Here is a 13,078-nt window from a genome sequence, read left to right on the forward strand (position 1 = left end):
CTCAGCTGTAGGTCTTCACTTCGGCGCCCTGGTACTTGCTGGGGCACTTGACGAGCAGCTTGCCGGCGGCGAACTCGTTGCGCGTGGCGTCGAAGTTGCCGATCGCCACGATGCTGATGGCGTCCTCGAAGTTGGCCGGTTTGACGCCGTGGTAGCGCACCGTCATCTTCTCCTGCGACGCCGGGTCGACGAGGTTGAAGACGAGGGCCGCCTCCGCCTCGTCGTAGCGCGAGCTCCCCTTGTCGAGGCCGCCGGCCACCTGCACCGTGCGGCCGAGCGAGCGCGCTTCGGGGTAGGAGACGTAGGGAGTCAGCGTCGAGCGGAACGAGGCCAGCGAGAAGCCGGCGAAGGCGACGAGGAGCAGCGCTCCGAGAATGTAGTAGCCACGTCGGCTCATCGTTCTTTCTCCGTCTCGTCGAGTCGGCGCTGCAGTCGCAGCAGGTAGAGGAAGATGCCGCTCCAGATGATCAGGTTGACGGCCACCAGGGCCCAGTTGCTGCTGTCGTTCATGCGCTGGCCCCTCCGTCCGGCAACGCGTCGGCCCGAGCCTGGACGCGGGTCTGCAGGCGGTGCATCCAGAAGAAGAGAACGGTGAACGCGAGCGAGCTCGCGATGAGCACCTGCAACATCTTCGAGTCCATCTCGATCTTCCCGCGGACGTTGACCACGGTGTCGGGATGGAGCGAGAAGGTCAGGCGCGGCAGGATGAAGTAGAGGAACGGCGCCACCACCAGGCCGAGAACGGCGTAGGCCGCGGCGAGTCGCCGCCGCGTCTCCGGCTCTTCGACCGCGGCGCGCAGCGCGAGATAAGCGGCGTAGAAGAGCATGGCGAGGACGATCGACGTCTGCCGCGGGTCCCAGTTCCAGTAGGCGCCCCACATCACCCGCGCCCACAGCGCGCCGGTGACCGTGGCGAGCACGCAGAAGAGCAGGCCGAGCTGCACGGCGACGTGCGCCGCGCGATCGTGCGCCAGGCTGCGCGCACCGGCGAGGAAGCGGATGCTCCACACGCCGGCGACGGCGAAGGCGACGAACGAAACCCAGGCCATCGGTACGTGGAAGAAGAGGATGCGCGACGACTGCCCGACGAATCCTTCGGCGAGCGGCGCGTAGAAGAACGCGGCCCAGATGACGACCGCGATCCACAGCCAGAGGAACCAGGGGAGGATCTTGTTCATGGGTTCCAGATTGCCGGGAAGAGCATGAGGCCGGCGATCGTCACCGAGGCATCATATAGCAGCAATTGCAGGAGAAAACTCTCGTTGGCGACTCCGGTTACGGCGACGCGCGTGACCTCGATGGCGAGCAGCATCAAGGGCAGGAGGATCGGGAAAGAGAGCACCGCGAAGAGCGTTCCCTGACCTCGCGCCTGGCCGACGATCGACGCCACGAGCGTGCTGCCGGCGGCGAGCCCGTAGCCGCCGCCGGCGAGCGCGGCGACGAACAACAGCGGCCGCGCCACCGGCATCTGCATCATCGCGACGAAGAGCGGCGCGGTCACTGCCTCGATGACGAGAAAGAGGGTGAGCGAATAGGCGAGCTTGCCGGCGAAGAGTGCCGACGGCGTCGCCGCCAGACGGAGCGCGGTGGCGGTGTGCTTCTCCTCTTCGGCGCCGAAGACGCGCGGCAGTCCGGCGGCAGCGGCGAAGAGCAGGATCAGCCAGAGCAGCATCGGCAGCACCGTGGCGCGCGCCGGAGCGTTCGTGCCGAGCGGGCCGAGCGCGACGCTCACCACGACGAGCGTGGTCACCGCGAAGAGCAGCACCGTGTTGAAGGCGTAGCGCGTGCGCAGCTCGCAGCGCCAGTCCTTCACGAAAACGGCGGCCGCTTCAGTGGCCCAGGTCGATGCGGCTGGCGACACCCGGCAGCTCCAGTCGAGAGGGGTTGGCGACGATGGCGAGTCCGCCGCCGGCGAGATGCTCGGCGAGCAGCGTGCCGGCGAGCGCCGCGCCGCCCGCGTCGAAGTGCTCGAGCGGCTCGTCGAGCAGCAGCAGGCGCGGATGGTGCAGCAGTGCGAAGGCCCAGCGCAGACGCTGGCGCATGCCGGAGGAGAGCGCCCCGCTGCGCCGGTCGGCGGGCAACGCGACGCGTTCGCGCAGCGCCTCGCCGCGCTCGCGCGGCAGGCCGCGCAGGCGGCAGAAGAACTCGAGGTTCTCGGCGACGGTCAGTTCCTCGTAGAAGGCGAGGTCGGGGGAGAGGAAGCCGATCCGTTCGCGCCGCTCGCGCGCCGAGAGCTCGCGTCCGTCTTCGACCAGGCGGATCGACCCGGCGTCCGGGGCGAGCAGCCCGGCGAGGCACTTGAGAAGCGTCGATTTGCCCGAACCGTTGTGACCGGTGACCGCGAGCACTTCGCCGTTGGCGACGCGACCGCCGACGCCGCCGAGCACGCGCAGGCGGCCGAAGGCGCGGCGAATCCCCTCGAACTCCAGACGGTCTCCGGCGGCTGCTGGCAGGTCGCGTTCCATCGGCGGCGGATTATGCAGCACAAGGGGCCGGCAGCGGAGTGGAGCGGACGACTCTCGCGACGTTCGGCGCACCGGCGGCGTAGCATGAAGGGATGAACACGCTCCGCCGACGTCGCCTCCCCTGGCTCCTGCTGCTTCCGCTGCTGCTGGCCCCGGCCTGTGCCGAGCGATCCCGTCCGTCGGGGGACGCCGGTCTGCCGTCGTCGGCCGCCCTCGAGCTCGACAACCGAGCGACCCTGCTCTTGCTCGCCGACCGGCGCGAGCTGGTGCGCATGCCGCTCGACCGGGCGCTGCTCGGCGGTCCGCAGCTGCGCGAGGACCTCGCCGTCGCGCTCGGCCGGATCGGCGACCCGCAGGGCCGGGCGATGCTCGAGGGGCTCGCTGTCGACGAGGCGGTCGCGGTGCGCCGGGCGGCGGTCTTCGGTCTCGGCGAGCTCGGGGTGCGGGAGGCCGAGGCTCGGCTGCTGGTCGCAGCCACCGACGCCGATCGCGAAGTGGGGGCGCTCGCCGTCGAAGCGCTCGGCAAGATCGGGGCCTCGCTCGCCGAGATCCGTCCGCGCCTGGCGGCGCTCGGTGAGGTCGAGTCCGAGGCCCGCCTCCTCCCCTTCCTCTTCCGCTTCCACGAACCGGCCGCACTCGAGGTGGGCCGGGTGACGCTCTTCGAGAAGGCCTCGCCCTGGCGCGGCGCGGCGGCATACGGAATCGCGCGCTATCCGCGTCCGGAGGCGGCGCCGATCCTGCGAGAGCTGTTGGCGGACGCCGATCCGGCGATCCAGGCGATCGCCGCCCGAGGGCTCGGGGAGGTGGGGGATCCGGGAGATCTCGCGCCGCTCCGCCGCACGCTCGATGCCGCGATCGCCGAGGGGGCGGACAGCCCGGCGATCCAGGCGATGCGGGCCGGGGCGAAGCTTCGTGGGCGCAGCCACGCTGCGGCGCCGGCTGACGAGTGGGCTTGGCCGGAGACGCTCGGCGGGCTCTTCGCCCACCCCTCGGCCGGAGTGCGAATCACCGCGCTCGAGGCGGCGGCGAGCTTCGCCGCCGGAGCGCCAGCCGAAAGCGCTCTGGTCGCCGCCTTGGCCGAGCGATGGGAGCACGCCGAGACGACCCGCGAACGCGAGCTCGCCCTCCTGGCGCTCGCGGTGAGCGCGGCCCCGGTCGCGCGAACCGCCGTGCGTCAGGCGGCGACGAACGAATCGGCGGTCCTGCGCGCCGCGGCGGCCGCTGGCGCCGGTCGGGTGGGGGATCTCGAACTGCTGACCCAGCTCGCGTCCGATCCCTCGCCACGGGTTCGACTCGCGGTGCTCGAAGCGCGACTGGTGGCCCCTCCGGCCGAGGCGGCGGCGTGGGCGCGGCAGGCGCTCACCGATGCCGATCCGCCGATCCGGTCGACGGCGCTCGACTGGTGGGCGGAGCACCCGGGACTGCCGGTCGAGGCGCTCGTCGCCGCGGCGGCGGCGGGCCGGCCCGCCACCGAGCTCGAGGACGACCGACTCGCCGCGGTGCGTGCGCTGGCCGGGCTCGCCAAGGCCCGAGTCGAGGAGCGGGGTGCCTGCCTCCTGGCGCTCGATGCCCTGACCCGGGACGGGAGCTATCTGGTGCGGCGCGAGGCGATCCAGGCCTTGCGCGGCCTCGGCGAGACGCCGGCGCCGCTCGCCCCGTTGGAGACGCGACGTCAGCTCTCGGCCTACCGCGACATCCTCCAGCAGACCGCTCGCCCGCGGTTCGTGGCGATGGAGACCGCCCGCGGTCGGTTGCTGCTCGAGCTCGCCTGCCGTGAGGCCCCGATGACCTGTCTCTCCTTCCTGCACCTGGCCGAAGGCGGCTACTTCGACGGTCAGGTCTTCCACCGCGTGGTCCCCGACTTCGTGATCCAGGCGGGCGATCCGCGCGGCGACGGCTGGGGTGGACCCGGCTACACCCTGCGCGACGAGATCAACCGCCTGCGCTACCAACCGGGGGCCCTCGGCATGGCGCTCTCGGGTCCGGACACCGGGGGCAGCCAGTTTTTCCTCACCCTCACGGCGCAGCCGCACCTCGACGGCGGCTACACGGTCTTCGGACACCTCGTCGAGGGGGCCGAGGTGGCGGCGCGGATCGTCCAGGGAGACACGATCGTCCGGGTTCGTGAGGTCGCAGGCAGAGCTTCGGCGGCGAAGCGTTGAAGTAAGATCCGGTCGTGCGACGACACTGCGCATCGCTCCTTTTCGTGCTCATGGCAACCGCCCTCGGGTGTGCGACGACGGCGACGTCGCGCCCCGGTTCGGCGGTGGCCCCGGCTGCTCCGGCGGCGACGCCGGCCCCGGCCGTAGCCACGCCGGCCCCGGCCGTAGCCACGCCGGCCCCGGCCGTAGCCACGCCGGCCCCGGCCGCACATCCTGCTCCCGTGGTCCTCGTCGGAACCTATCCGCGCTCGGCGATCGTCGAGGCGCTGCCGGCCTGGGGCGCGGCGATCGGGCAGGCGAGCCCGGACGCTCGAGCCGCGGCGGGACTGCTCGACATCGCCCCCGGCCCCCGCGTCCTGGTGCTCTTCGGCAGTTGGTGCGGCGACAGTCGCCGTGAGCTCACCCGGTTGTGGAGCGCCTTCGACCTCGCCGGCGGCGAGCCGCGCTTCGAGATCCGCTATGTGGCGGTCGACCGGGCCAAGCACGAGCCGGCCGAGATGACGGCCGGTCGTGATCTCCGCTTCGTTCCGACCTTCATCGTCGAGCGCGACGGGCACGAGGTCGGCCGCATCGTCGAGGTCTCGCCCAACGGCATCGAGCGTGACCTCCTGGACCTGCTCTCCGGGGCGCGCTCCGGGGTCATCTCCGCCAGGACCGATCTCGGTCCCTGATCGCGGCAGTCCGCGCCTCGCCGTTCGAGGTCGCCCGCATCGCCCATGCCGTCCCGCCCCCGTCTCCTCGTCCTTGCCGACATTCCGGTCGCGCTGCGCGAGCGCCTGGCGGCGTCGCTCGAGGTCGTCGTCGAGCCGCTCGGCGTGGCCCGCGAAGAAGAGGTCGCGGCGCGCGTCCCGGGCTTCCACGGCCTGCTGCCGTTGCTCGTCCACCCGGTCGGCGAGAGGGTCTTCGCCGCGGCACCGCAGCTCGAGATCGTCGCCAACTGCGCTGCCGGGCTCGACAACATCGACCTCGGGGCCGCCAGTCGGCGTGGCATCACGGTCACGAACACCCCCGGCGTGCTCACCGAGGACACGGCCGATTTCACCTGGGCGCTGCTGCTCGCCGTCACGCGGCGGGTCGTCGAGGCCGACGCCTTCGTCCGGCGGGGTGACTTCCGGGGTTGGGACCTCAACCTCCTGCTCGGGCGCTCGCTCGGCGGGGCGACCCTCGGCGTCGTCGGATCGGGCCGCATCGGGCAGGCGGTGCTGCGGCGGGCGCACGCCTTCGGGATGCGCGGGATCTACACCTCGCTCGAGCGGCTGCCCGCCGCGCTGGAGGCCGAGCTCGGTGCCGCCTGGCGGGAGCTCGATGCCCTGCTCGCCGAGGCCGACGTCGTCTCGCTCCATGTCCCGTTGACCGAGTCCACCCGCCACCTGCTCGACCGGCAGCGGCTCGCGCGGATGAAGCGCGGTGCCTTCCTGATCAACACGGCGCGCGGCCCGGTGGTCGACGAATCGGCGCTCGTCGAGGCACTCGGCTCCGGACATCTGGCCGGAGCCGGCCTCGACGTCTTCGAGCGCGAGCCGGCGGTCCACCCCGGGCTGCTCGGGAGCGACCGCGTCGTCCTCGCGCCGCACCTCGGCTCGGCCACCGCGGAGACGCGGTTCCGCATGGTCGAGCTGGCGGTCGAGTCGCTGCTCGAGCACTTCGTCGCCGGCCGGCGCCCCCGATTGGCGGTCGGACGGTGACGGCTCCCCCTGCAACCTTGCTTCCGGGCGGGCGTACCTAGAGTGCGCCAGGCTGCTTCCACCCTCGGAGACGAGGAACTGGTCCGCGGGGTCCTGGCCGGCGATCAGGAGCTATTCGGTGATCTCGTCGAGCGCTACCAGGGACGCCTCGTCAACTACCTCTACCGGATCGTGCGGAACACCGACGAAGCGCACGACCTGGCCCAGGAGGTGTTCGTGAAGGTGTACCAGGCGCTCGATCGCTTCGACCCGCGCTACCGGTTCTCCACCTGGCTCTTCCGGGTGGCGCAGAACGCGGCGATCGACGTGATGCGCCGCCGCCGTTTCCGCATGGTGTCGCTGACCCGTGCCGACGACGGGATCGACGGGGACGGTCAGGAATGGGAGCTGCCCTCCCACGAGCCGGGGCCGGAGGCCTCGCTCGCCGGGCAGCAGATGGACCGGCAGGTGCAGGCGGTGATCGCCCGCCTGCCGTGGGAGTACCGCGAGCTCATCCTGCTGCGCCACTACGGCGAGCTCTCCTACGAGGAGATCGCCGAGAGCAAGGCGATGCCGCTCGGCACGGTGAAGAACAAGCTGTTCCGCGCCCGCCAGATGCTCAAGGGGCTTCTCGGCGGCGATCCGCGGGCAGCAGATTGAGGACGGGAAGGACGGGGGGCACATGGATCACTCCACCTATCGCGAATGGCTCGACTTCGAGATCGAGGGGGTCCTCGGCGATGCCGAGCGCGCGGCGCTCTTCGCTCACCTCGAGGGCTGCGAGGCCTGTCGCGGCGAGCGGCATCAGCTCCTCGAGCTCGCCGAGACGCTGCGTCAGAGCAAGGTGGAGGTTCGTCCCGACTTCCGGGCCGCGGTGATGATGGCGCTGCCGGCCACCGGCTGGGAGGCGCGAGCGCCGCGGGCCTGGCGCCTGCCGATCGCCCTCTTCGCCCTGCTCGGCGGCGCGGCGGCGATTCTCTTCGGCACCTCGGCGGCGCGGGCCGGGATTCCCGGGTCGATGGTCGGAGCGCTCACGGCGATCGTCGACCTCTTCGGGACGGCGCTGCTGGCCGGCTCCGGCCTGGCAGCGGCCTCCTGGCGCGGCCTCGGCCTGGCGCTCGGCGAGCTGCTCGGTGCTTCGCGCGCCAATCTCGTCGCGGCGCTGGTGCTGGTTGCCGGGGTCAACTGGCTCCTCTACCGTCTGCTGCGCCGGCCGGCAGAGCAGCGACTCGGTCGCCCGCGCTCGTGATCCCTTCCTCCGGCACGCGTCTCGCGGCGAAGTGCCGCCGGATCGCCCTGGTCGTTGCCGCGTCCCTCGGCGTCGCGGCGGCCGTTCCGCTCTCGGCGGAGCAGCGAGCGCCTGCCCTTCGCCTCGGCGACGGCAGCGTGGCCCGCAACCGCCTCGTCGCCGTCGGCCGCGACCTGCGCATCGAGGGGACGGCGCTCTCGGACGTCGCGGCGCTCGACGGGTCGGTCGAGATCACGGGCCGCGTCGACGGGGACGTGATCGTGCTCGGCGGTTCGGCGCATCTGCGCGAGAGCAGCGAGGTCCGTGGGCAGGTCTACGTGCTCGGCGGCGAAATCGAAACGGCGCCGGGGGCGAGAATCGGCGGGCACGCCGTGGCTTATCCGAGCATGTCGCGGGCCTGGCTCACCCTGCTCGAGGGACCCGCGATCGGTCTTCCCGCCACCTCGCGCGTCGTCGTGGCCGGCAAGCTGGCGCTCGCCGCGGCCTGGCTCTTCCTCCTGCTCGTGCTCTTCGCCACCAGCGGGCGCGCGCTGCTTGCCACTTCCGAGGAGATCCGACGCCAGCCGTTCCGTCAGTTCGCGGTGGGTCTCGTCGGCGTGCTGTCGCTGACGCTCACGGCGCTGCTGCTCTCGACCGTCGCCGCGGCGCTCGTCGGTCTGCCGCTGCTCGGTCTGGTGGTGATCCTCGCCCTGCTGCTCAAGCTCTGGGGGATGGTGGCGGTCTTCCATGCCCTGGGCAGCTACCTGCTCGCGCGGGCGCAGCGACGTCGCGTGCTGGCGTTGCACGCCGCGGTAGCCGGATTCGCGTTTCTCGCGTTGCTCAAGTTCGTGCCCTATCTCGGCCTGTGGGTCTGGACCGTGGCGAGCTTCGTCGCCGTGGGCGCGGCGCTGTCGAGCAAGTTCGGCCGGCGCGAGCCCTGGTTCTCCGAGCAGAGCGCCACCAGCTTCGCCTGAGAATCTCGTCTCGCCTTGACCCGTTCGCAGCGTTGCCCTTAGGCTCCCGGCCGGAGGGAGACCATGGCGGAGATCCGCTCGATCGGCGTCGTCGGCGCCGGCACCATGGGGCACGGCATCGCGCAGGTGGCCTCGGTCGCCGGGCTCGAGGTCCGGCTCGTCGACGTCGCCCCGGCGGCGCTCGAGAAAGGTCTCGCGGCGATCGCCGGCAGCCTCGAGAAGCTCGAAGCGAAGGGGAAGGTCCCTGCCGGGACGCGCGCGGCGGCGCTCGGGCGACTCTCCGGCGGCAGCGACCTCGCCGAGCTCGCCGAGGTCGATCTGGTCGTCGAGGCGGTGGTCGAGCGGCTCGAGGTCAAGAGCGAGGTGCTTCGCCGTCTCGACACCCTCTGTCGAAGCGAGACGATTCTCGCCACCAACACCAGCTCGATCTCGATCACCAAGCTCGCGGCGGTGACCCGTCGCCCGGCGCAGGTGATCGGCATGCATTTCATGAACCCGGTGCCGCTCATGCCGCTCGTCGAGGTGATTCGCGGCCTCGCCACGTCGCAGGCCACCTACGACGCGGTCGAGGCGGCGAGCCGGACGATGGGCAAGACGCCGGTCGAGGTCCACGACTCGCCGGGGTTCGTCTCCAATCGCGTGCTGATGCCGATGATCAACGAGGCGATCTACTGCCTGCAGGAGGGCGTCGGCAAGCCCGAAGCGATCGACGCGGTGATGAAGCTCGGGATGAACCACCCGATGGGGCCGCTCGCTCTCGCCGACCTGATCGGCCTCGACGTCTGTCTCGACATCCTGCGCGTGCTGCAGGACGGCTTCGGCGACCCGAAGTACCGTCCCTGTCCGCTGCTCGTCAAGCTGGTCGACGCCGGTCACCTCGGCCGCAAGAGCGGCCGCGGCTTCTACGCTTACTGACGCGGCGGACCTGCCGATGCTCTGCCTCGCCTGCGGCGCCGAGAACGCGATCGACCGCGCGTTCTGCCGACGCTGCAACCACCAGCTCGTCGTGGCCCATCCCTCGGCCGCGCCGGAGCTCGCCGAGCTCGGCTTCGCCGGCGACAGCGCCGTCTCGCTCGAGGAGCACCTGCTCGAGCGCGTCTCGGTGCTCGAGGAGGCGCTGCGCCGCACCACCGAGACGGTGGGCCGTCTCGCCTCGGTGGTCAGCAAGCTCGAGCGTTCGCTGCTGCTCGGCCAGGCCGGCATCGGCGGGGTCGTCGAGCTGCTCGAGCGGCGCGGCGTGGTGGAGAAGGAGGAGTGCGACCAGGCATGGCAGAACGGCTTGACGCGCCAGGTCGCCGCTCTCGAGCGGCGCGAGCGCTTCGCCCTGTCGCGCGACCGGATCTTCGGCGACTGCCACGAAGAGTCGGTGCTCTCCGTGCTGACCGAGGCCGAGCGCGCCTTCGCGGCCTTCGACGGCGACACGGCGATGGCGCTGCTCGAGCGGATCCAGCAGCGGGACGGCGCGAATGCGGCCCTGACGCTGTTCCTGGCCGAGACGGCCTTCGCCGAAGGCGACGGAGCGCGCGCCCTGGCACTCTGCGATCACCTGCTGGCGGTCGACCCTCGGCACTTCGACGCCCTCGTCTACAGCGGGGTAGTGCTGCACGAGCGCGGCGATCTGCCGGGCGCCGAGCGCCGCCTGCGCTTGGCGGTGCGGCGGCACGGCGATGCCTTCCTCGCCCAATTCGGTCTCGGGGCGGTGTTGGCCACCCGCGGGCGGCCGCGACTGGCGGTGCGCTATCTCGAGCGTGCCCTCGAATTGCGTGAGGCGCCGCAGGCCCGCTTCCTGCTCGGCAGCTGCCTCTACGAGACCGGGAGGCTCGAGCCGGCGATTCGCGAGCTGCGGCGGGCGGTGGCGGGCGATCCGGGGCTCGAGGAGGCGCACCACCTTCTCGGCCTGGCCTGTCTCGACCGCGGCTGGCGGCGTCGGGCGCTCAGCTGCTTCCGCGAGGCGCAGCGCCTCAACCCGCAGAAGCTCCGCTACCAGGACCTGGTGCGCTTCCTGACGGTGGCGCCGACCTCGCCGTTGCCCCCCGCGAAAGGCGAGGTCGCGACGCTGCTTGCCGAAGGAGAGAAGCGCCTGGCCGACGGCGACGGGCGCACCGCGCTCGCGTCGCTGCGGCGCGCCCTCTCGCTCGCGCCCGAGCACCCGACGGTGCTGATGACCTACGCGCTGGCCTGTCTCGCCCTCGACCGCCTCTCCGATCTCGAGACGGTGGCCCGCAAAGTGCTCGAGCTCTCGTCGGAGGACATGCTGCGCGCGGCCGCGTCGGCGACGCTGATCGCCGCGCTGCGCCGCTCCGGCCGCCTGCACGAGGGCAACCGGCTCGGCCACGAGCTGCTCGCCGGGGCCAAGTCGAGCTTCGCGCAGACGATCGCCTACTACGAGATGGCCTACAACCTCGCCGAGCTCGAAGAAGATCTCGACCGCGCGCTCGACTACGCGCGTCGCTCGCTCGCCCTCTCGCCCGAGGAGCTGCAGCAGTTCCCGCTGGCGGCGCTCGGCTGGGTGCACTACAAGCGTCGCGAGTACGACGAGGCGGTGGATTGTCTGGCGCGGTCGAGCGAGCTCGGAGCGTCGTCGACCACGCTCACCCACCTCGGCATGGCGCTGCTCGCCGTCGGGCAGGAGGAGCGGGCCAAGGGAGCATTCCGGCGGGCGCGGCGCCTGCAACCGAGGAGCGGCAGCCTCGAGGAACGGATGATGGAGTGCATGCGCAGCTCTTCCGAGCTCGCCGCGCGCGTGCAGGGAAGGCAGAAACGATGAGCCGTTGGAGTCAGTTCTACCTGCACACCACCCGCGAAGTGCCCAACGACGCAGAGGTGGTTTCGCACATCCTGATGGTCCGCGCCGGGCTGATCAAGAAGCTCGCCGCCGGCATCTACACCTACCTGCCGGCAGGCTGGAAGAGTCTCGGCAAGCTTGCGGCGATCGTCCGGCGCGAGATGAACGCCGCCGGTGCCGTCGAGCTCTCGATGCCCGCCGTCCAGCCGGCCGAGCTCTGGCAGGAGTCCGGGCGCTGGCAGAAGTACGGCAAGGAGCTGCTGCGCATCAAGGACCGCCACGATCGCGAGTTCTGCTTCGGCCCGACGCACGAGGAGGTGATCACCGACCTCGTGCGGCGCGACGTGCGCAGCTACCGGCAGTTGCCGTTCAACCTCTACCAGATCCAGACGAAGTTCCGCGACGAGATCCGTCCGCGCTTCGGCCTGATGCGCGGCCGTGAGTTCCTGATGAAGGACGCCTACTCGTTCGGCGCCACCCCCGAGCAGCTCGACGAAGCCTACGAGGCGATGCGCGCCGCCTACTGCCGGATCTTCGAGGCCTGCCGTCTCGACTACACGATGGTCGAGGCCGACACCGGGACGATCGGCGGCTCCTCCTCGCACGAGTTCATGGTGGTGGCGCAGACCGGCGAGAGCGCGGTGGCGCACTGCCCGTCGTGCGGCTACGGCGCCAACGTCGAGAAGGCCGAGACGCGGCCGCTCGTCCCGCCGGCTGCCGGCGGTCAGGAGGAGAAGCGGGTGGTGCCGACGCCCGGCAAGTCGTCGGTGCCCGACGTCGCCGGTTTCCTCGGCGTTCCCTCGTCGCGCGTCGTCAAGACGCTGCTGTACGAGACGGAGAAGGGCTTCGTCGCCGCACTGGTGCGGGGCGACCGCGAGATCAACGAGGTCAAGCTCGGCAACGCCCTCGACGTCGAGCACCTGGCGCTGGCGAGCGAGGAGAAGGTCGAGCGACTGACCGGGGCAGCCGTCGGTTTCGCCGGGCCGCTGGGCCTGCCGGCGGAGGTGCGAGTGATCGCCGACGAGTCGGTGCGCGATCTCGCCGACTTCGTCTGTGGCGCCAACGCCGTCGACGCGCACCTCGTCGGCGTGAACTGGGGGCGCGACCTGCCGCTGCCCGAGCTTCGCGACCTGCTGCTGGTCGGCGAGGGCGACGCCTGTCCGCGCTGCGACCAGCGGCTCGCCATGTCGCGCGGCATCGAGGTCGGTCACATCTTCAAGCTCGGCACGAAGTACTCCGAGAAGCTCGCCTGCAACTTCACCGACGAGGCCGGAGCCGAGCGGGCGATGATCATGGGCTGCTACGGCCTGGGCGTCGGGCGCACGGTGGCGGCGGCGATCGAGCAGAACCACGACGCCGACGGCATCGTCTGGCCGCTGCCGCTCGCCCCGTTCGAGGTGCTGCTCGTCTCGCTCAACCCCAACGACGCCGAGGTCTCGCGCGTCGCCGGCGAGCTCTACGACGCCCTGCGCGCACGCGGCGCCGACGTGCTGTACGACGACCGCGACGAGCGGCCGGGGGTGAAGTTCAAGGACGCCGATCTCGTGGGAATCCCGTTGCGCGTCGTGGTCGGCGGCAAGTCGCTCGCCGGCGGCCAGGTCGAGATCTCGCACCGGCGCGACCGCGTCAAGTCGATGGTCGCGGTGGGCGACGCGCTCACCGTCCTCGCGGCGCGTCTTGCCGAAGAGGGCGGGCGGCTCGTCGTCTGATCGGCGGGCGTGAGCTTCGGTCCGGCTCGTGGCCCGGGAGTCTCCGGGTCCGAGCCCGCACGGAGTGGTGACGGGCCCGAAGCGAGTGGGG

Annotated in this window: 14 protein-coding genes; 9 read left to right on the plus strand and 5 right to left on the minus strand. The window is 71.6% G+C overall.

All coding sequences use genetic code 11. From position 1 onward, the window contains the following. Position 1: 1 nt before the first annotated feature. Genes IPJ17_09690 through IPJ17_09710 form a run of 5 tightly spaced genes read right to left on the minus strand, consistent with a single transcriptional unit; the run spans position 2 to position 2,465 of the window. Positions 2–397 carry a cytochrome c maturation protein CcmE gene (locus IPJ17_09690; GenBank protein ID QQR75819.1) on the minus strand — a complete coding sequence of 132 codons (396 nt, stop codon included), beginning with the start codon at positions 395–397 and terminating at the stop codon, positions 2–4. Further along, on the minus strand, positions 394–510 hold the full coding sequence (locus IPJ17_09695; GenBank protein QQR75820.1) for a CcmD family protein: 117 nt from the start codon (positions 508–510) through the stop codon (positions 394–396). Before IPJ17_09695 ends, IPJ17_09690 begins: the two co-directional genes overlap by 4 nt. Further along, positions 507–1,178, minus strand: a complete 672-nt coding sequence (gene ccsA, locus IPJ17_09700) for a cytochrome c biogenesis protein CcsA (protein QQR75821.1) — start codon at positions 1,176–1,178, stop codon at positions 507–509. Before ccsA ends, IPJ17_09695 begins: the two co-directional genes overlap by 4 nt. Further along, complete coding sequence (locus IPJ17_09705) at positions 1,175–1,861, minus strand: heme exporter protein CcmB (GenBank protein QQR75822.1); 687 nt, start codon at positions 1,859–1,861, stop codon at positions 1,175–1,177. The genes ccsA and IPJ17_09705 overlap by 4 nt, the downstream gene beginning before the upstream one ends. Next, positions 1,830–2,465, minus strand: coding sequence for an ATP-binding cassette domain-containing protein (locus IPJ17_09710; protein ID QQR75823.1), 636 nt, complete (start codon positions 2,463–2,465; stop codon positions 1,830–1,832). Before IPJ17_09710 ends, IPJ17_09705 begins: the two co-directional genes overlap by 32 nt. Positions 2,466–2,557: 92 nt before the next feature. Here IPJ17_09710 and IPJ17_09715 point away from each other — a divergent pair, with 92 nt between their 5' ends. The 9 genes from IPJ17_09715 (at position 2,558) to IPJ17_09755 (ending at position 12,987) form a co-directional block, all read left to right on the plus strand. Further along, a complete protein-coding gene (locus IPJ17_09715; GenBank protein ID QQR75824.1) occupies positions 2,558–4,627 on the plus strand; it encodes a peptidylprolyl isomerase in 2,070 nt (689 codons plus the stop codon). Between the two features lie 221 nt (positions 4,628–4,848). Further along, entirely contained in the window at positions 4,849–5,298 is a 450-nt protein-coding gene (locus IPJ17_09720; GenBank protein ID QQR75825.1) for a hypothetical protein, read from the plus strand. 45 nt (positions 5,299–5,343) lie between these two features. Beyond that, a complete protein-coding gene (locus IPJ17_09725) occupies positions 5,344–6,312 on the plus strand; it encodes a D-glycerate dehydrogenase (GenBank protein QQR75826.1) in 969 nt (322 codons plus the stop codon). Positions 6,313–6,354: 42 nt separating this feature from the next. Continuing rightward, positions 6,355–6,951 carry a sigma-70 family RNA polymerase sigma factor gene (locus IPJ17_09730; GenBank protein ID QQR75827.1) on the plus strand — a complete coding sequence of 199 codons (597 nt, stop codon included), beginning with the start codon at positions 6,355–6,357 and terminating at the stop codon, positions 6,949–6,951. Positions 6,952–6,973: 22 nt separating this feature from the next. Beyond that, on the plus strand, positions 6,974–7,540 hold the full coding sequence (locus IPJ17_09735) for a zf-HC2 domain-containing protein (GenBank protein ID QQR75828.1): 567 nt from the start codon (positions 6,974–6,976) through the stop codon (positions 7,538–7,540). After that, positions 7,537–8,493, plus strand: coding sequence for a polymer-forming cytoskeletal protein (locus IPJ17_09740; GenBank protein QQR75829.1), 957 nt, complete (start codon positions 7,537–7,539; stop codon positions 8,491–8,493). Before IPJ17_09735 ends, IPJ17_09740 begins: the two co-directional genes overlap by 4 nt. Positions 8,494–8,556: 63 nt before the next feature. Further along, positions 8,557–9,408, plus strand: a complete 852-nt coding sequence (locus IPJ17_09745; protein QQR75830.1) for a 3-hydroxybutyryl-CoA dehydrogenase — start codon at positions 8,557–8,559, stop codon at positions 9,406–9,408. Between the two features lie 16 nt (positions 9,409–9,424). Then, entirely contained in the window at positions 9,425–11,260 is a 1,836-nt protein-coding gene (locus tag IPJ17_09750) for a tetratricopeptide repeat protein (GenBank protein ID QQR75831.1), read from the plus strand. After that, positions 11,257–12,987 carry a proline--tRNA ligase gene (locus IPJ17_09755; protein QQR75832.1) on the plus strand — a complete coding sequence of 577 codons (1,731 nt, stop codon included), beginning with the start codon at positions 11,257–11,259 and terminating at the stop codon, positions 12,985–12,987. The genes IPJ17_09750 and IPJ17_09755 overlap by 4 nt, the downstream gene beginning before the upstream one ends. The last annotated feature ends 91 nt before the right edge of the window (positions 12,988–13,078 follow it).

It is taken from the genome of Holophagales bacterium, assembly GCA_016699405.1.
GTDB lineage: Bacteria > Acidobacteriota > Thermoanaerobaculia > Multivoradales > JAGPDF01 > JAAYLR01.